Origin of the sequence: Aurantimicrobium sp. INA4 (genome assembly GCF_027924525.1) — a bacterium.
Classification (GTDB): Bacteria; Actinomycetota; Actinomycetes; order Actinomycetales; family Microbacteriaceae; genus Aurantimicrobium.
The window spans coordinates 941452-959078 of the sequence record NZ_AP027040.1 but is presented as its reverse complement, the minus strand read 5'-3'; the positions used below and the strand labels follow the sequence as shown (position 1 = coordinate 959078).

The window sequence follows — 17627 nt, the reverse complement described above, 5'->3', positions numbered from 1 at the left end:
GGCTCCTCTAAGTATAGGCACTGCTGGGCTTACGCCCTCGGGGAACGTGCCAAATGACACAGCGTTACCTCCCGTAGACTTGGACACCAAGGCCCAACTTCTCAGAGGACTCATGAACGCTTCCGAATCTGGCACCACTGCTGTGTCCACGGTCGGCTTTAAGCGCACAGTTGCTGCCTATGTTTCACTGACAAAACCTCGCGTGATGGAACTGCTGTTGGCAGTGACGATTCCCACCATGTTTTTGGCACAGGAAGGCGTTCCCAACCTGTGGCTGGTTCTCGCAGTCCTGATCGGTGGAATGATGAGTGCCGGTTCTGCTGGCTCCTTCAATTGCTATATCGATCGCGATATCGATCGTCTGATGAACCGCACCAAAGGGCGCCCACTCGTCACAGGTGAAATCACTGACAAACAAGCCTTGATTTTCTCGTGGGCCCTCGCAGTTATTTCCACTATGTGGTTCTTGCTCTTTACCAACCTGCTCGCAGCATCGCTATCTGTCTCCGCAATTGCGTTCTACGTCATTGTCTACAGCCTCGTGCTCAAGCGCCGCACTCCACAAAACATTGTCTGGGGTGGAGCTGCGGGTGGATTCCCTGTGCTTATTGGGTGGGCCGCTGTAACGGGCTCACTGTCCTGGGCTCCGGTGATTTTGTTCCTCATCATTTTCTTGTGGACACCACCGCACTATTGGCCACTGTCGTGGCGATACCGCGAAGACTACAAAAACGCCAACGTGCCTATGCTCACAGTGGTACGTGGTCGAGTAACAGTCGGTCTCCAAATTGTGCTCTACGCTTGGGCAACCGTTGCTGCCACGCTTTTACTTGTGCCGGTAGCAGACATGGGCTGGATCTATACCGCTGTTGCTCTCGTGGCAGGTGCTTGGTTCATTGTGGAAAGCCACCTGCTGTATTCACGAGCTCTGCGCCAGATAGACCCCAAGCCAATGCGCTTGTTCCACTTCTCGAATGGCTACCTGTCGGTGATATTCCTAGCAGTAGCTATCGATGCACTGCTGCCGTTCTAGGCAACCTTTCGCAATTTCAAGAGCGCATATGTTGTCGCGGCGCTAACCAAGCATGCAAGCAACATATGGATACCGACCAACAGCGGTGGTAGTCCTGTTCGAGACTGGATAATTCCTACTGTGATCTGTACCCCATTGAGGATGATCAGCAGAATCAAGGAATGACGCAGAGCGAATAAACGAGCCCGTGTCGCCATTACGATCGCCAGCAGTGTCAAGGCAACTGCTGTGTAGGCAGGGTATGAGTGCAAATGCTGCAGGATTTCTCCGTCGAGCCCGTTCCTGCGGGCATCCGCGTCACCTGCGTGCGGGCCAGATCCTGTCGTCAAAATGCCAAAGATGATCGTGATCATTTGGAAAACTGCAACCAACCACACAACCAGAGGAATCTTTGATTGTGATGGTTCAATGACCCAGGAGCGAGGGGCATTACCGTGATAAACGCGGTACACCAGCATGGTTGATAGAGCCACCATCACGATGGACACCACAAAGTGCAGCCCTACAACATAGGGGTCGAGCTGGGTGAGAACAGAAATGCCCCCAATAATCGCCTGTGCGGGAATACCCAAGCCGATTACGAGCGCAAGCCAGAAGAGATCGCGGCGATTCTTACGCATCCGAAAAATCAGAGCGAAAGTAATAACGGCAATGATCACCAAGGCAAATGTGAGCAGGCGATTACCGAACTCAATAACTCCGTGAATACCCATTTCTGGAGTGGAGACAAAAGAATCTTCCGTGCACCTTGGCCACGTAGGGCACCCCAAGCCACTTGCGGTCAACCGAACAGCGCCACCGGTGACCACAATGAGTGTTTGTGCAACAAAAGTTGCCCATGCCGCAATACGAACTTTGCGGTCAACGGAAGTGGGGAACCAATTCACGAATTTACTCACGAGGGAATATACCTACTCTGTTTGATGTTGTTCGCTGAAGAAGAACGCATTTACCCTGTCTTATCCAACGAACTAAGGCTAGGCTAAGTTCGTTAGTTGAAATCGTGCGAAAGCCGATAACTCGAGGGCGAGAACAAGCGAGATTGACGCGATGTTTTGCGCCAATGTTTCTGTTCTCTTCTTAGTCTAGATTCGTCAGAAAGAGAGCCATGTCAGACATCCTGATCGACCGGCCCGAACTTGAGGGCATTGGCCAGTACGAATTCGGTTGGCACGATAAGGACGCTGCTGGTGCCAGCGCTCGCCGAGGTATCAACGAGGACGTTGTTAAAGACATCTCCGGCCTCAAGAACGAGCCAGAGTGGATGCTCAAGACTCGTCTGAAAGCCTATGAAATGTTCGGCCGTAAGCCCATGCCTAACTGGGGCGCCGACCTGTCCGAAATTCACTTCGACAACATCAAGTATTTTGTCCGGTCAACGGAACGACAGGCTCAGACCTGGGAAGATCTCCCTGATGAAATCAAGGACACCTACGAGAAGCTTGGTATCCCTGAGGCTGAACGTCAGCGTTTGGTTGCTGGTGTTGCAGCACAGTATGAATCTGAAGTGGTGTACCACCAGATCAACGAAGAGCTCGAGCGCCAGGGTGTCATCTTCATGGACACTGATACTGCTCTGAAAGAGCACCCTGAATTCTTCGAGGAATACTTCGGCACTGTCATTCCTGCCGGAGATAACAAGTTTGCTGCGCTAAACACTGCCGTGTGGTCGGGTGGTTCATTCGTCTACGTTCCACCGGGTGTTCACGTTGAGATTCCACTTCAGGCTTACTTCCGTATCAACACGGAGAACATGGGTCAGTTTGAGCGCACGCTCATCATTGCCGATGAAGGCAGCTACGTTCACTACATCGAAGGATGTACTGCACCCATCTACAAGAGTGACTCACTGCACTCCGCAGTTGTGGAGATTGTGGTCAAAAAGAACGCTCGCGTTCGCTACACCACCATCCAGAACTGGTCCAACAACGTGTACAACCTGGTAACCAAGCGTGCCATTGCGCACGAGGGTGCAACCATGGAGTGGATTGATGGCAACATCGGCTCCAAGGTCACCATGAAGTACCCCTCGGTCTACCTCGTGGGTGAGGGTGCTAAGGGCGAGACTCTATCTGTTGCTTTTGCTGGCCCCGGACAGCACCAAGATGCCGGCGCCAAGATGATTCACATGGCTCCCAATACCCAGAGCTCCATCGTCTCCAAGTCGATTGCTCGTGGCGGGGGACGTGCCGGTTACCGTGGTGAAATTCGCATGGACGCTAACGCACACAACTCGGCCAACACGGTTCGTTGTGATGCTCTCCTCGTGGACACCATTTCACGTTCTGACACTTACCCAGCAATTGACATCCGTGTCGATGATGTACAGCTAGGCCACGAAGCAACCGTCTCCAAAGTTAGCGAAGACCAGCTCTTCTACCTGATGAGTCGCGGTATGGCTGAGGACGAGGCTATGGCCATGATTGTTCGTGGATTCATCGAGCCCATCTCCCGTGAACTTCCCATGGAATACGCCCTGGAACTGAACAAGCTGATTGAACTCGGCATGGAAGGCTCGGTGGGCTAGTAATGACCATCCCTGTACAAATCCGTTCCGCGCGCCCAAAATCGACTAACCCAGAAGATTTTGAGTCTGTTACAGGTCGTGAACTGGATTGGAAATTCTCTCCCGTAGCTAAGCTGCAGGAGCTTATTTCTGGCCTACTCGACGGTTCACGTTTTCCCTACAGTGCTCCAGAGGTTGCTGGTATTGAGGTCTCCTGGATTTCTTCCAGCGATGCTCGTGTAGGCGTTGCAGGCATGCCCGAGGACAAGGCTTCTGCTAACGCCTGGAAGGCTGCCGAAGAAGTTCTCCTCATCTCAGCCTCCTCAGAAGAGCACAGTGAAATCACCATTACGCGTGATGGCCTGGGAACAACACCTCGTGCAGCCCACATTCTGATCACTACAGCTCCTCATGCACAGGCAACCGTCATCCTGCAAAACTCAGGTGATGCTCGTCTAGTTGAAAACCTGGAAGTAGTGCTCGGTGCTGGTTCTCGTCTGAACCTCGTCTCCGTTCAAGAGTGGAACGATGACGCCCTGCACTTGGGTAGCCACTTCGCCTCCATTGGCAAAGATGCAGAGCTCAAGCACACACTTGTCTCCCTCAGCGGTGATGTCATTCGAGTCAATCCTTCCGCGATCTTGGCAGATGCTGGCTCTTCCGTTGTTCTCAACGGTGTTTACTTCGCTGACGCAGGGCAGCACATTGAGCAGCAGGTGTATGTCAACCATGATGCGCCTCAGTCAAAGAGCCGTGTCAATTACAAGGGTGCGCTCCAAGGTAAGGGTGCTCGCACCGTGTGGATTGGTGACGTGCTCATTGGTAACAAGGCTGTAGGAACTGACTCATACGAGCAAAACCGCAACTTGGTTCTGACCGAAGGAACCCGTGCGGATTCGATCCCTAACCTCGAAATCGAAACCGGCGACATTGCTGGCGCCGGTCACGCTTCTGCTACTGGACGTTTCGATGACGAACAGCTGTTCTATCTCCAGGCTCGTGGAATCAGCGAAGCTGATGCCCGCCGTCTGGTCGTTCGTGGATTTTTGAACGAAATTGTTCAACAGCTCGAGGTCCCTGCTTTGGAAGAACGCATTGAGGAATACCTCAACAACAAGCTGGAGGCTGGTGTTTAGGGATGGCTGCTGAAAAAGTTTGTGCCGTATCTGAGCTTGTTCAAGATCAGGCAAAGCGCGTAATCGCCGGGGGAATCCCTATTGCTCTGGTCTTGGATTCAGCTGGAAATATTCACGCAATTGGTGATACCTGCACTCACGGAGACATTTCCTTAGCTGAAGGCTTCGTCGAGGACAACACGTTGGAATGTTGGGCTCACGGCTCCAAGTTTGAGCTCACCACCGGCAAGCCTCTGACCTTGCCTGCCTACGAACCTGTCCCAGTTTTTGTCGTTGAAGTAATTGACGGCGAAGTATTTATTGACCCCACCGTTACGAAAGAGATCTAAGTCATGTCAACTCTGAAGATCACCGACCTTCACGTCAGTGTGGAGACCGAACAGGGCACCAAGCAGATTCTGCGCGGCGTCAACTTAGAGATCAACTCCGGTGAAACACACGCCATCATGGGTCCTAATGGTTCGGGTAAATCGACTCTTGCCTACACAATTGCTGGACACCCTAAGTACACCGTGGACAGTGGATCAATCACCCTCGACGGGGAAGACGTTCTTGAGATGAGCGTTGATGAGCGTGCCAAGGCAGGTCTCTTCCTGGCGATGCAGTACCCCGTCGAGATTCCAGGCGTCACTGTCACCAACTTCCTACGCACGGCGAAAACCGCCATTGATGGTGAAACACCTGCTCTGCGCACCTGGATCAAAGATGTGCGTGAAGCAATGGCAAACCTTCGTATGGATGCAAGTTTCTCTGAGCGCAACGTCAATGAAGGATTCTCTGGTGGAGAAAAGAAGCGCCACGAAATTCTTCAGCTCGAACTTCTCAAGCCAAAGTTTGCTGTGTTAGATGAGACAGACTCAGGTCTTGACGTTGACGCATTGAAGATTGTTTCTGAAGGCGTCAACCGTGCCAAGGAAAACAACAACCTCGGTGTGTTGCTCATTACGCACTACACCCGCATTCTTCGCTACATCAAGCCACAGTTTGTCCACGTTTTTGTCAACGGTAAGGTTGCCGAAGAAGGTGGCCCTGAGCTGGCAGAACGCCTCGAGAACGAGGGCTACGACCGCTACCTCGAGATTGCGTAACAATGTCCTCTGAACTCTCCGACGAGCGCTATAACCAATGCATTGATGCGCTCAAAGAGGTCATGGACCCTGAGCTGGGTATCAACATCGTTGATCTGGGATTGATTTATGACCTCAAGTGGGATGACGAAAACGATGCACTAATCATCCACATGACTCTCACCAGTGCAGGATGCCCGCTCACAGATGTCATTGAAGAGCAAACGGCTGAAGCACTCGATGGTGTTGTTGAGGCGTTTCGCATCAACTGGGTGTGGATGCCACCATGGGGTCCAGAGAAAATTACTGATGATGGCCGTGACATGATGCGCGCATTGGGTTTCTCCATTTAGTTTTCTCCCTCCTGTCTCGGCGTAACATTTCTGAGAAGAAATTTTCCACAAGTAATAAAGCCGGCGTAGCCTAAAGAACATGGCACAGGGTTTTAACACCAGATCGATTCACGTTGGACAAACTTCAGATCCCACCACAGGCGCAGTTGTTCCTCCGATTTATCTGTCTTCAACCTTCGAACAGGACGTTCCTGGTACTCCACTGAACGGCTTCGAGTATTCACGTTGTGATAACCCCACGCGCACAGCGCTACAGCACAATCTTGCCTCGCTGGAAGGCGGCTTGCTTGCCTATTCTTTTGCCAGTGGAATGGCGGCAGAAGATGCCTTCTTCAGGGCAATTCTTAAGCCTGGTGATCACATTGTCCTAGGCAATGATGCCTATGGTGGTTCCTATCGTGCGATAGCGCAAGTGTATGGACCTCTCGGCATTGGTCATTCAACTATCGATTTTGCTGACCTTGCCAAGGTTGAAGAGCTCATTGCCTCCACGAAACCCAAGGTTGTGCGCATTGAGACGCCCACTAACCCACTGATGAGCATTGTTGATATTGAGGCTGTTGCCACAATTTCACATCGTCATGATGCACTAGTACTTGTCGATAACACATTTGCTACTCCAGCTCTGCAGCGTCCATTTGAACTCGGTGCAGATGTCGTGTTGCATTCGACCACCAAGTATCTCGGCGGTCACAGCGATGTTGTCGGTGGCGCCATCGTTCTCAAAGATGCTGATCTTGCTGAGAAAGTAGCCCAGATTCAGAACTGGATGGGAGCTATCTCCTCACCTTTTGATGCCTATCTGACAATGCGTGGTATCAAAACCCTCGGTATTCGCATGGAGCGCCACTCAGAGAATGCACTCGCCTTGGCTCAACGATTTGAAGGCCATTCAGCGGTTGAACGCATTCTCTATCCAGGTTTGTCCTCTCACCCAGGGCACGAGATAGCAGCTCGGCAAATGTCTGCATTTGGCGGCATGATGTCAATCCAGCTTGCCGGGGGCGAAACAGCTGCCACAACACTGCTTACTAGGACCAAACTCTTCACACTTGCTCCCTCACTCGGAGGAGTGGAATCACTTATTGAACACCCTGGGCTGATGACACATCATTCCGTTGAAGGAACTGCACTCGAGGTTCCAGCGAACCTGGTTCGCATCAGTGTTGGCATCGAAGACATGGATGATCTCATCGAAGACCTTGCGCAAGCATTAGATTCTCTGCTGTAATCATCTGGCGTACTCGCACAGGCTTACAGGTTGATGTGTTCGTCGCACCCCTGCGACATTTCACCTGAATTGAAAAGCGAAGGCCCCCGACCATGTCGGGGGCCTTCGTTCTGTAAATCGATTATTTGGTGCGGTTGACGAGCTTCCACGCGAACGGCAGAAGTCCACCAGCGATCAGAGCCTTGAGGATGTCTCCAGGAATGAAGGGGTAGAGACCTGCCTGCAATGTGGCGGAAAGGTCGTTGGGGTATCCCAGCTGACCGAGGGCAACTGAAAGCCAGGGGAGACCAACTGCGTAGATCACAACAGTTCCTGCTAGGAATGCACCGATGGTGCCAAGAACCTTACGGTCCCATTCGCGCTGTGCCAACCAACCAACGAGGGCAGCAGCAAGCACGAAGCCGATCATGTAACCGCCAGTGGGGCCAAGAACCTTAGCCAGTCCTGCGCCTCCCTCTGCGAAGACGGGAAGACCTGCAACACCGAGGCCGATGTAGAGAAGCATGGAAAGTGCGCCACGTAATGAGCCGAGGGTTGCGCCGACGAACAGCACAGCAAAAGTCTGTCCGGTGATGGGAACAGGCCACATTGGGATGACAATCTGTGCAGCACCAGCGGTCAGTGCGGCACCTGCAGCAATGAAAGCGATGTCAGTAGCGATGCTGCGCGCACCAAGGCGGTCAGCGAGAACAGGGCGTGAGGCAGCAAGAGTGATGTTCGACATAGAAATATACTAGGGGAGTAGAAGCCGCTTGGCTTAGATAGAAGTAACAAAGAATCGGGAAAAGCCTGTGCTCAACGTCCAAGACCTTGAGCTGCGCGTAGGCGCCCGAGTGCTCATGTCGGAAGTTTCCTTCCGCGTCTCCAATGGAGACAAGATTGGTTTGGTCGGCCGTAACGGTGCTGGTAAAACCACTTTGACAAAAACACTCGCTGGCGACTTACAGCCAGCTGAGGGAACTATCGAGATTTCAGGTGAGATTGGTTATCTCCCTCAGGACCCCCGTTCTGGTGATCCAGAAGAACTAGCCAGAACACGCATTCTTAATGCGCGTGGTCTGGGCTCTTTGGTTCAGGGTATGGCTGAGAACAGTCTGCTGATGGGTGACTCCAACGAAAAAGTTGCCGCTGATGCGATGCGCAAATACGGCGAATTAGCAGACCGTTTTGATGCCTTGGGTGGCTATGCGGCTGAGGCAGAGGCTGCTTCGATTGCCTCCAACCTGCAATTGCCTGACCGTATTCTCGATCAGCCGCTCAAGACTCTTTCAGGTGGGCAGCGTCGACGCATTGAACTGGCACGAATCTTATTCTCCGGTGCAGACACGATGCTCTTGGATGAGCCCACCAACCACTTGGATGCTGATTCAGTCGTCTGGCTTCGAGAATTTCTCAAGGGATATCAGGGCGGACTCATCATCATCAGCCACGATGTGGAGCTGGTGGGTGAAACGGTCAATCGAGTGTTCTATCTCGATGCCAATCGCCAGGTCATAGATATTTACAACATGAACTGGAAGAACTACCAAAAGCAGCGTGAACAAGATGAGCAACGCCGCAAGCGAGAGCGTGCCAACGCAGAACAGAAAGCCTCCACATTGCAAGCTCAAGCAGCAAAGATGGGTGCACGGGCCTCGGGAGCAGTCGCGGCAAAGCAAATGGCTCGTCGAGCTGAAACCCTCCTAGCAGGCCTGGACGAGGTTCGTCAAAGCGACAAGGTTGCAAAATTGCGCTTTCCTGACCCAGCGCCATGTGGCAAAACTCCACTTATGGCGGAAGACCTTTCGAGGTCTTATGGGTCCTTGGAAATCTTCACCGCAGTGGATCTAGCTATTGATCGTGGATCACGCGTAGTCATTCTTGGTTTCAACGGTGCAGGAAAAACTACACTGCTGCGCATCCTGGCTGGGGTAGATAAGCCAGACACAGGGCACGTCATTGAAGGTCATGGACTTAAGGTCGGCTACTACGCTCAGGAGCACGAAACACTCCGAGTTCAAGACTCGGTCCTACAAAACATGGTTTCTGCTGCTTCTCACATGACTGAAACAGAATGCCGGAAAGTGCTTGGTTCTTTCCTGTTCACCGGCGATGACGTGCTCAAACCTGCCGGTGTTCTCTCTGGTGGGGAGAAGACGCGCTTGGCTCTGGCCATGCTTGTTGTCTCCAGTGCAAATGTTTTGCTCCTGGATGAGCCCACCAACAACCTTGATCCTGTTTCTCGTGAAGAAATTTTGGGTGCATTGGCCACCTATAAAGGATCCGTCGTCTTGGTTTCTCACGACCCTGGTGCCGTTGAAGCCTTGAATCCAGAACGTGTGTTGATCCTCCCTGACGGCATCGAAGACCACTGGAACAAGGAATACGCAGACCTCGTGGAGCTGGCCTAAATCCATTTACTCGTGAACTTTTGGTCCATCAGGAGTATCGTGGCCACAGTTCGGGGGTTTTCATGAAACAGAAAAGAACACGGTTAGTACTCATCACGAGTGCACTGCTTTCTGCTGTGCTGCTGACATCCTGCAGTAGCCAAACCCCAGAAGTTTCCCCCACATCTGCTGATTCGTGTGAACGAGCCGTAACCGCAGGCCTGAGTGCCTATGAATTGTGGATTACCCAAGGAAACACAGGATCACTCCAAGACTTCTTCGACTCACTTGTTGGAGAAAAAGGTGAAAATGGCTATGTTGGGGCAGACGGTGTCAATGGTGAACCAGGAGCTCCCGGTGCTCCAGGGGCAAGCGCCTATCAACTCTGGCTTGATGCTGGAAACTCAGGAACTTCAGAAGATTTTTTGAATTCCATTGCCGGTGCTGATGGCCTCGATGGGCTCAATGGCCTGAGCGCTTATCAATTGTGGTTATCTCTCGGTAACGTCGGAACAACACAGGACTTTCTCGATTCCTTAGTTGGGGCAACAGGACAGCAAGGAATTCCTGGGGTGTGTACCGCTGGAGATGTGGGTCCTCAAGGCCCTGCCGGACCAGTCGGTCCTTCAGGTTCACCTGGCCCGACTGGAGCAACCGGTTCACAGGGTCCCCAGGGAATCCAAGGTATTCAGGGCATTCAGGGTCCTGCCGGGGGATTTGGGGCCTACGGCAGTTTCTTCCACTTGCCTAATCAACCACTCACTGGTGGTGCAACGAGCCCCATTCTTGTCACGACGACAGACTTTGCAAATGGTGTCAGCATTGTTGATGACTACAAAATAACTTTTGTCTCTGCTGGTAAGTACAACATCATGTTTTCCTCACAGCTAAAGAACACCAGCAATGCTCGCCGAAATGTCACAATTTGGCTATCCAAAAATGGGATAACTCAAAATCAATGGGTTAGCGAAACATCCACGGACTACATTCTTGGGACAAGCGTCGATGCTGAGAAGGGTGTGGCTGTGTTGAACTTTTTTGTCGATGCTGCGCCAGGTGATTTTTTTGTATTGATGATTGCTTCCAGCGGTAACGGGGTAGTGATTGATGGCGGAACAAGTTTGAATAACAGTCTCAACGTTCCCAACATCCCTGCAACAATCTTGACTGTTAATCAGGTCGGTTGATCAATGCTTGCAGTAATTGAAGAACCTTAGTCCGAATTTCTATGGACTAGTTTGTTCTCGTTCTAAAGCTTCAACCAGCCGGTTCTGTTTTTCTTGAAGCTTGATTAGGCGCAATTTACGCCGCCGTTCTCTTCCGCTATCTGAAGTTGTTGGTTCAATGCTGCTACCTGGAATGAGCGGGTACATTTCACCAACCATGCGAGCATGATCCCACCCTCTAATCACTTTGATCAAGCCGACCATGTACAGAGCGATGATGAGTGTAATTTCAAAACCGATGACGCTCACTGCCAAAATTCCACCTTGAAGGAAGACAATGTTGGTGATGACAACAGCGATGAGCACAAAAATTTTGCCGAGAGTTGTCTTACCTGTTCCAAATCGAACAACATCAGTTGAGATAAGGCCAACGGCAAGAAGTGGTTCTAAGGCGTACATATTTGCATCAAGAGCTGCCTCGATACCTAGCTGAGAACCAACCGATAAACCAATCCATGCAATGAGAGAGCCCAGGATAAATGTGAATTGAAAAGATTGTCGTGGGGTCATGACAAGGAACTTGTTCGCGTAACGGGTAAGAATCACGGTTATCGCTACAAGGGCAATTATGACGAAAAAGCTCCAGAAGTTACCCGCCAAAAGTTCGACAAAGAAAACAGCACCAATAATTCCGCCACTGCCCAAACCGAAGGCCAGTCTCATGACCTCGGCTGTAGCAATGCAGATCACCATGACCACAGGGAAACTCAAATCTGTGTAGAACACAGAAAGAGGAGTGGTCAGGGGTTGGCTTGGTCCAGCGAGATTTCCAATACCAGCAACCCCCAGTGTGATTCCGAGAGTCACGCCAGTGATCATAGCTAGGACCCCTAGAGTCTTCAGCCACCCTTGACGTGCGAGGTCATAGGCAGTCAGACCTGGTGTTAAATACATCCCACCGGCTAGTACAACTTCCAGGGCCCCCAGGAATATCGGGTCGTTTCCGCCTTTACCTCCCGAAGCGAGCACAGCTATCGAATGCAACACAGCCGAAGTGAGGATTGCGATAGACAATATCCAGGCTTTAGGGAGGGCTACAAGTTGGGTTACAAGCTTGATCACGAGGAAAGTTATAACTGTCAATACTGCCCAGCCGAGAATATCTCCGGTATCGCCTTTTGAAATTAATAAAGCTAAATATGCGCCGGTCATAAGCCCACCGCTGAGGAGTCGGGTTTTTTGATAAATCAATGCCGCAATAACAACGCCAACAATCAACGTCATACGCATAAGGTCGAGTTCAAGCATTTTTCTTCTCCTCGTTCCCATTGGCGCCATTGGAAATTGGGGTTCCTTGATTGTGAATAGCTTTTCTTAATTGGTCTGCAGGAAAAGCATGAATGTTTTCCACCATGGCAAACCAGGCATTCTTTCTTTTTCCCTTAAGCCTCATCAAGGTCTGAAGTGCAAGACTTCTGGTCAATGTAGAAAACCAACTGATGTGGAGAATTTGTTCGGGCTGAAAACCCTGAGCGCGTAATGCGCTTTTGACTTGAGGAACAGCTGCACCAATGATTCCGACCGATGGGGTATCGGGGGTAGCTCTAACCGAATAGGCGAATGCAATTGTTCTGAGTGGCCTATCCCACCGATTGACCAAAATAGGAATGGTTGTTGAGTCTGGGTTGATGTTATAGGCACGCAGTAATGCTTCGGCTGAAGATTGTGGGTCATTTGCTCCACCAAGATCACTGAATCGAAGCAGGTGACCTTCTCGGGAAATTTCCCATCCCAATTCAGAATCAGGTTCCCGAGTTGCTTTGATCATGGCATCTATTGCTTGCCCCCTTTCAATTCCTAGCTCACCGGCTACGGCGATAGCCGTTTCGATATTCGTTGGGTGATGGCCTGCAATAACCGGCGCTGTTGAATTTTGAGTCACTTCAATTAACTTCACGTGGTGTCGTCGTGCCCACCACCGCATCACTTTGAGGGAATTTTCGTCCGTTTCACCTGTAATCAGTGTGTTGACGTGTTGTAGCCCGCTGAGGATGTTTTTTGTTATGCCCGGGATTGTGTCTCCCTCGTCTTCAAGATGATCGAGGCGAATAGTTGGAATGATGACGATTTGGGCTTGGACTACTTTGTTCTGAACAAAAGCAATGAGTTTCGGCAACACAGCCATGCATTCAAAAACCACAGCATTTGCGCCGCTGTGATGCGCACGAATTAACACTTCGGACATTTCAGAAGCTGAAACGGGACCTAAGCGCTTTGTCGCGGTTACTGCAGATTGAGTATCAATTTCCTCAGCTACAGTTCCGGTGATTTTGGCGTAGGTTGAAACACCAGAATCACTCAAAACGGAGGCCACGAGACGCACAGTGCCGGATTTACCGCGTGAACCCACAACTAATACTCGATGAGGGATACCTTTTCGTGCACGTCCAACGCGAAGTGCTTCATAGCCCCAAAAATACAAAATGACGCCAAATGCCACTGCACTGATGATGAATGGTAACCAAAACATAGTTCCCCCTGATTCGCCTTGCCTAGGCCGAGCCTACGCTTACTGCATACAATCCGGAATACTTTCCGAAGTGCCTTACGATTATGAACTTGTTCAGGCGTAGCCTGTACATATGTTGATTGCTGAGCCGCTCGATGTGCCCGGATGGGTGAATGCGCTCGCTATTGGCGTTGGTAGCCTCCAGGGTGCAATCTATGCATCTGGTTTTCGTGATCGCAGGCTTGATCTGTTTGGTATCGCTGTTATTGGTATCGCTACTGGTCTAGGTGGTGGATTCCTTCGTGATATCTTGCTCAACCGCTTGCCCATCGCGCTCACTGAGAACTGGTACATCATCGTTGCTGTCGGTGCGGCGCTATTGGGGATGTTGCTTGCACGCCTGATCCGTCGAGTTGACTGGATAATTACAGCGCTAGATGCTTTGGCCCTTGGTTTGTTTGGCGCATTGGGTACGACAGCAGCACTGGTATCAGGCTTACCTTTTGTGCCAGCACTGTTCGTAGGCGTTATCACCGCAGTCGGTGGTGGATTTATCAGAGACCTGCTTTTGAATATGCCCATTTCTGTCATGCACGTGGGTTCGCTCTATGCCATTGCCGCAGCGGCGGGATCGATTGCTTTGCTGTTGTGTAACGAAGCAAACATCGGTTTAGAAGTGAGTGTTCCACTGAGTGTCGCGGTGACAACAATTTTGAGATTACTCGCGGTGCGCTTTGGCTGGTCTTTGCCTGAACAGCGCATGTTGAAGTCTTTGCGCAACCCGAAGCTGGTTCGCCCCACCGACTTAACCGGCCCTATCGAAACTCCGCGAGATCTCTAATGCCGGTTTACCGCGACGAAGGCGTGGTGTTGCGCACACACAAACTCGGCGAAGCTGATCGAATAGTGACGCTGCTGACAAAAACGCATGGCAAAGTTCGTGCAGTAGCTAAAGGAGTTCGGAGAACCTCCTCCAAATTTGGTGCCCGCCTGGAGCCATTTATGGTGGCGGATATCCAGTTTTATCAAGGTCGAAGCCTCGATACGATTCAGCAGGCTGAAACATTAGCCTCCTACGGAGCAGAGATCGTGGATGAATATGCTCGTTTTACGGCAGCCAATGTCATGGTCGAAACAGCGGACAAAGTCACTGAGCTTGAAAGCTCCCCACAGCAGTATCTTTTGCTAGTTGGCGCACTGCGTTCCTTGTCTCGTCAAGAACACCCCACTGAGTTGATTCTGAATTCATATCTTTTGCGCGCCTTGAGTATGGCGGGGTGGGCCCCCAGTTTCGATGCCTGTGCCAAGTGTGGTGCTGAAGGCCCTCATGAAAGCTTCATCGTTCAACTCGGTGGCATGGTTTGCACGCAGTGTGCACCTCCCGGGTCTGCACACATCGTGCCGCAGGTAGTTCTTCTCCTCGATGCTCTCGTGCGTGGCGAGTGGGACGTCGCCGAAGCAGTACCTGTTGAATACTGGAGTAAAGCCAGCGCCCTCGTTTCTACCTATACCCAGTGGCACTTGGAACGGACACTTCGATCTTTGGAGCATGTAGCACGATGAGTAAGCCGTACACTCACAAAGACGCTGTCGAGTACAGGCCCGTGGACTGGACGGGTATCTATCCACCTGCGTTCCCGGCGGGGTCCGTCCCGAATCACGTTGCCATTGTGATGGACGGCAATGGTCGCTGGGCAAATCAGCAAGGTCTGACCCGTGTTGAGGGACACAAGGCAGGAGAAGCAGCTCTTCTCGATGTTGTCGCTGGCGCTATCCAAGCAGGGGTGAAGCATCTGAGTGTTTATGCTTTCAGCACAGAAAACTGGAAGAGATCACCTGAAGAAGTGCGCTTTCTCATGGGCTTCAACCGTGATGTTCTGCACCGTCGTCGCGACCAACTCAATGAGTGGGATGTGCGGGTGCGCTGGGCTGGGCGTAAACCGAAGTTGTGGCCCTCCGTCATTGAGGAACTTCAGTTTGCTGAAGAACTGACCAAGAAAAACAAAACCCTCACCTTGACCATGTGCGTGAATTACGGTGGTCGAACCGAAATCGCTGATGCGGTGCGTAAAATCTCGGAAGATGTTGCAGCCGGAAAAATCAATCCCTCCAAGGTGACAGAGAAATTCATAGCGAAAAATCTCTACATTCCCGATATGCCAGATGTGGATCTTTTTGTGCGATCCAGCGGGGAACAGCGCACCTCAAACTTCTTACTGTGGCAATCTGCCTATGCCGAGATGGTGTTCCTGAACCAGTTATGGCCGGCCTTCTCTCGAACGGATTTGTGGGACGCCATAGAGCAATACATCGGCCGTGATCGACGCTTTGGTGGAGCAGTTGATAAGCCCAGCGCGAAATAGGGCACATTCTCAGTAATCAGCGCATAAAGTCGAGGCATGAGCCGACCGATTCGCGTGGTTTTTTTCGTCTTCTACTTTGAAGCATGGGACGCCCTTGATGCTGTGTATCGAGGAATGTTAGCCGATCCTCGCTTTGAACCCATCGTGGTCACAATTCCTCGCAAACTCACCGGATATGACAAGTTCCGCGATGAGAAGAAAATGAGTGCCTACCTTGATGCTCAAGGTATTGTTCACGAACGTTTCAGATTCAAGAAGAGTAAAGAAGGACTTGCCAGGCTCAAGGAGTTAGCTCCTGACTACGTGTTCTTGAACTACCCCTGGCAGCGTAATTACAAGAAGTACTACCAGATTGAGCACCTCGTTGAGTTTACGAAGGTCTGTTACGTACCATATTTCTCTACTTCGTTGGTGCAAGAGCCAGGTGAAGCTGGTGTCGCTCCTCATCAATACATTCAACCCACGCATCAACTCTCACACATGGTGTTCCTGCAAGATGCTGACACCAAAGCTGCTTTTGATAGGGAAGGCCGTCAGAATGCCTTCCTGACGGGAACCCCCAAGATCGATGCCCTTCTCGCTGCGAAAGAAACGGTTGAGCCTGTGTGGCCAATTAATCGTGAGCAACAACCAGCTCAGCAGCCTTTTAGACTGCTGTGGGCTCCACACCATAGTTATGACCATGGATGGCTAAACTTCGGTCACTTCAGTGACGAATTCGAACTTATGCTCGAGTTCGCAAAAACTCACCCAGAAATGGATATTGTTTTCAGGCCTCACCCATTCCTTTTCGGAACGCTCACAGACCGCGACATCATGACTCAGGAAGAGTTAGATCAGTGGCGCTCGAAGTGGGACGCTTTGCCCAACACGTTTACTGATTTAGGTGCACCGATTACAAGCATTCTGCTTGCCTCGGATGCCATGGTCACTGATGGAGTGTCTTTCATTGGGGAATACCCTCTAGTGACGGGAAAACCAGCTATTTTCTGGGAGAAACCCGAGCACTGGGAGTTTTCACCATTGGGCAAGATTGCTGAAGCTACCACTGTGAAAGTCCATAACATGGAACAGGTAGAACTCGCTATTGCTCAGGCACAAGATGGAACCCTGCCCGATCGCTCTGAGCAGATAGCCGACTTGGTTCACGCCGTGCGCCCTCAACCAGCAACAGCTGCACAAACCATCATTGAACTCGTTGCAAAGGATTTTTCATGACCGACCCCATCAAGGTTGATATTTGGTCTGATGTCCAATGTCCCTGGTGTTACATCGGGAAACGTAAGTTTGAAGCAGGCGCCAAGTTATACGGAAAGCCAGTTGAGGTGGAGTACCACTCCTTCGAGTTAGCACCAGATACACCGGTGGATTACGAGGGTGATCCTGTCCAGTACTTGAGTGAGCGCAAGGGCATTCCAGTTGAGCAAGTGCACCAGATGCTTGAGCGAGTTACCGGAATAGCCGAAAGTGTCGGACTTCACTACAACTATGACGCTGTCCACCAAACCAACACCATCAAAGCTCACGAGGTGTTGCATTACGCAAAAGCACACGGCAAGCAACAGGAAATGAAAGAACGCCTCCTCAAGGCATATTTCATCGATGGTGAGCACGTGGGCAAGAGCGAAAACTTAGCCAAACTAGCTGGCGAGATTGGCTTAGACGAACAGGATGTGTTGCGCAGTCTAGAAGCAGAAGAGTATCTCCCTTCGGTTAAAGCAGATATGGCGCAAGCACGGGAATACGGCATCAATGGTGTGCCTTTTTATGTCATTGATGGCAAATATGGAATCTCTGGTGCACAGGATGCAGCAACATTTGCTGCTGCACTTAATGAAGCTGCAGAAAACAGAGCCTAAGTCTTTCAATTGAGCTACTGTCCCTGTGTGCAACA

At 51.2% G+C, this 17627-nt stretch carries 18 protein-coding genes; 14 read left to right on the top strand and 4 right to left on the bottom strand.

The features are described from left to right. The first annotated feature begins 112 nt into the window (after positions 1–112). On the top strand, positions 113–1033 hold the full coding sequence (locus AINA4_RS04740) for a heme o synthase (protein WP_281786356.1): 921 nt from the start codon (positions 113–115) through the stop codon (positions 1031–1033). On the opposite strand, the gene AINA4_RS04735 is transcribed toward AINA4_RS04740, so the two are convergent. Continuing rightward, entirely contained in the window at positions 1030–1932 is a 903-nt protein-coding gene (locus tag AINA4_RS04735; RefSeq protein WP_281786355.1) for a COX15/CtaA family protein, read from the bottom strand. The genes AINA4_RS04740 and AINA4_RS04735 overlap by 4 nt on opposite strands. A 209-nt stretch (positions 1933–2141) precedes the next feature. Between AINA4_RS04735 and sufB the strand changes: the two genes are divergently transcribed. From sufB to AINA4_RS04705, 6 genes are all read left to right on the top strand, one after another. Further along, complete coding sequence (gene sufB / locus AINA4_RS04730; protein WP_096380806.1) at positions 2142–3560, top strand: Fe-S cluster assembly protein SufB; 1419 nt, start codon at positions 2142–2144, stop codon at positions 3558–3560. Positions 3561–3562: 2 nt separating this feature from the next. After that, a complete protein-coding gene (gene sufD, locus AINA4_RS04725; protein ID WP_281786354.1) occupies positions 3563–4675 on the top strand; it encodes a Fe-S cluster assembly protein SufD in 1113 nt (370 codons plus the stop codon). A gap of 2 nt (positions 4676–4677) precedes the next feature. Beyond that, positions 4678–5004, top strand: a complete 327-nt coding sequence (locus AINA4_RS04720) for a non-heme iron oxygenase ferredoxin subunit (protein ID WP_281786353.1) — start codon at positions 4678–4680, stop codon at positions 5002–5004. Between the two features lie 3 nt (positions 5005–5007). After that, a complete protein-coding gene (sufC, locus tag AINA4_RS04715) occupies positions 5008–5763 on the top strand; it encodes a Fe-S cluster assembly ATPase SufC (protein WP_096380813.1) in 756 nt (251 codons plus the stop codon). A 2-nt stretch (positions 5764–5765) separates the two neighbouring features. Next, entirely contained in the window at positions 5766–6095 is a 330-nt protein-coding gene (locus tag AINA4_RS04710; RefSeq protein ID WP_096380815.1) for a metal-sulfur cluster assembly factor, read from the top strand. 79 nt (positions 6096–6174) lie between these two features. After that, positions 6175–7326, top strand: a complete 1152-nt coding sequence (locus tag AINA4_RS04705; protein ID WP_281786352.1) for a cystathionine gamma-synthase — start codon at positions 6175–6177, stop codon at positions 7324–7326. A gap of 121 nt (positions 7327–7447) precedes the next feature. Here the strand turns inward: AINA4_RS04705 and AINA4_RS04700 are convergent, their stop codons facing one another. After that, positions 7448–8050 carry a biotin transporter BioY gene (locus tag AINA4_RS04700; RefSeq protein ID WP_281786351.1) on the bottom strand — a complete coding sequence of 201 codons (603 nt, stop codon included), beginning with the start codon at positions 8048–8050 and terminating at the stop codon, positions 7448–7450. A gap of 67 nt (positions 8051–8117) precedes the next feature. Between AINA4_RS04700 and AINA4_RS04695 the strand changes: the two genes are divergently transcribed. Continuing rightward, on the top strand, positions 8118–9716 hold the full coding sequence (locus AINA4_RS04695; RefSeq protein ID WP_096380821.1) for an ABC-F family ATP-binding cassette domain-containing protein: 1599 nt from the start codon (positions 8118–8120) through the stop codon (positions 9714–9716). Positions 9717–9778: 62 nt separating this feature from the next. Then, positions 9779–10882: a hypothetical protein gene (locus AINA4_RS04690; RefSeq protein ID WP_281786350.1), complete on the top strand. Its 1104-nt coding sequence runs from the start codon at positions 9779–9781 to the stop codon at positions 10880–10882. Positions 10883–10921: 39 nt separating this feature from the next. On the opposite strand, the gene AINA4_RS04685 is transcribed toward AINA4_RS04690, so the two are convergent. Continuing rightward, positions 10922–12169, bottom strand: a complete 1248-nt coding sequence (locus AINA4_RS04685; RefSeq protein ID WP_281786349.1) for a poly-gamma-glutamate biosynthesis protein PgsC/CapC — start codon at positions 12167–12169, stop codon at positions 10922–10924. Further along, entirely contained in the window at positions 12162–13391 is a 1230-nt protein-coding gene (locus AINA4_RS04680) for a Mur ligase family protein (RefSeq protein ID WP_281786348.1), read from the bottom strand. The genes AINA4_RS04685 and AINA4_RS04680 overlap by 8 nt, the downstream gene beginning before the upstream one ends. Before the next feature lie 112 nt (positions 13392–13503). Between AINA4_RS04680 and AINA4_RS04675 the strand changes: the two genes are divergently transcribed. The 5 genes from AINA4_RS04675 to AINA4_RS04655 are packed head-to-tail and all read left to right on the top strand — an operon-like array spanning position 13504 to position 17592. Next, the gene (locus tag AINA4_RS04675; RefSeq protein WP_281786347.1) at positions 13504–14211 is read left to right on the top strand and encodes a TRIC cation channel family protein; all 708 of its coding nucleotides are present in this window, start codon (positions 13504–13506) and stop codon (positions 14209–14211) included. Next, positions 14211–14933, top strand: coding sequence for a DNA repair protein RecO (gene recO / locus AINA4_RS04670; RefSeq protein ID WP_281786346.1), 723 nt, complete (start codon positions 14211–14213; stop codon positions 14931–14933). Before AINA4_RS04675 ends, recO begins: the two co-directional genes overlap by 1 nt. Beyond that, complete coding sequence (locus tag AINA4_RS04665; protein WP_096380826.1) at positions 14930–15733, top strand: isoprenyl transferase; 804 nt, start codon at positions 14930–14932, stop codon at positions 15731–15733. Before recO ends, AINA4_RS04665 begins: the two co-directional genes overlap by 4 nt. Positions 15734–15769: 36 nt before the next feature. Then, on the top strand, positions 15770–16951 hold the full coding sequence (locus AINA4_RS04660; RefSeq protein WP_281786345.1) for a hypothetical protein: 1182 nt from the start codon (positions 15770–15772) through the stop codon (positions 16949–16951). Then, complete coding sequence (locus tag AINA4_RS04655) at positions 16948–17592, top strand: DsbA family oxidoreductase (protein WP_280798781.1); 645 nt, start codon at positions 16948–16950, stop codon at positions 17590–17592. Before AINA4_RS04660 ends, AINA4_RS04655 begins: the two co-directional genes overlap by 4 nt. The last annotated feature ends 35 nt before the right edge of the window (positions 17593–17627 follow it).

Excerpts from the sequence above, each read along its gene's own strand:
- sufB (WP_096380806.1), top strand. The coding sequence starts at position 2,142 with ATGTCAGACATCCTGATCGACCGGCCCGAACTTGAGGGCATTGGCCAG.
- recO (WP_281786346.1), top strand. The coding sequence starts at position 14,211 with ATGCCGGTTTACCGCGACGAAGGCGTGGTGTTGCGCACACACAAACTC.
- AINA4_RS04660 (WP_281786345.1), top strand. The coding sequence starts at position 15,770 with ATGAGCCGACCGATTCGCGTGGTTTTTTTCGTCTTCTACTTTGAAGCA.
- AINA4_RS04740 (WP_281786356.1), top strand. The coding sequence starts at position 113 with ATGAACGCTTCCGAATCTGGCACCACTGCTGTGTCCACGGTCGGCTTT.
- sufC (WP_096380813.1), top strand. The coding sequence starts at position 5,008 with ATGTCAACTCTGAAGATCACCGACCTTCACGTCAGTGTGGAGACCGAA.
- AINA4_RS04690 (WP_281786350.1), top strand. The coding sequence starts at position 9,779 with ATGAAACAGAAAAGAACACGGTTAGTACTCATCACGAGTGCACTGCTT.
- AINA4_RS04675 (WP_281786347.1), top strand. The coding sequence starts at position 13,504 with ATGTTGATTGCTGAGCCGCTCGATGTGCCCGGATGGGTGAATGCGCTC.
- AINA4_RS04680 (WP_281786348.1), bottom strand. The coding sequence starts at position 13,391 with ATGTTTTGGTTACCATTCATCATCAGTGCAGTGGCATTTGGCGTCATT.
- AINA4_RS04685 (WP_281786349.1), bottom strand. The coding sequence starts at position 12,169 with ATGCTTGAACTCGACCTTATGCGTATGACGTTGATTGTTGGCGTTGTT.
- AINA4_RS04705 (WP_281786352.1), top strand. The coding sequence starts at position 6,175 with ATGGCACAGGGTTTTAACACCAGATCGATTCACGTTGGACAAACTTCA.
- AINA4_RS04655 (WP_280798781.1), top strand. The coding sequence starts at position 16,948 with ATGACCGACCCCATCAAGGTTGATATTTGGTCTGATGTCCAATGTCCC.
- AINA4_RS04710 (WP_096380815.1), top strand. The coding sequence starts at position 5,766 with ATGTCCTCTGAACTCTCCGACGAGCGCTATAACCAATGCATTGATGCG.
- AINA4_RS04720 (WP_281786353.1), top strand. The coding sequence starts at position 4,678 with ATGGCTGCTGAAAAAGTTTGTGCCGTATCTGAGCTTGTTCAAGATCAG.
- AINA4_RS04665 (WP_096380826.1), top strand. The coding sequence starts at position 14,930 with ATGAGTAAGCCGTACACTCACAAAGACGCTGTCGAGTACAGGCCCGTG.
- AINA4_RS04700 (WP_281786351.1), bottom strand. The coding sequence starts at position 8,050 with ATGTCGAACATCACTCTTGCTGCCTCACGCCCTGTTCTCGCTGACCGC.
- sufD (WP_281786354.1), top strand. The coding sequence starts at position 3,563 with ATGACCATCCCTGTACAAATCCGTTCCGCGCGCCCAAAATCGACTAAC.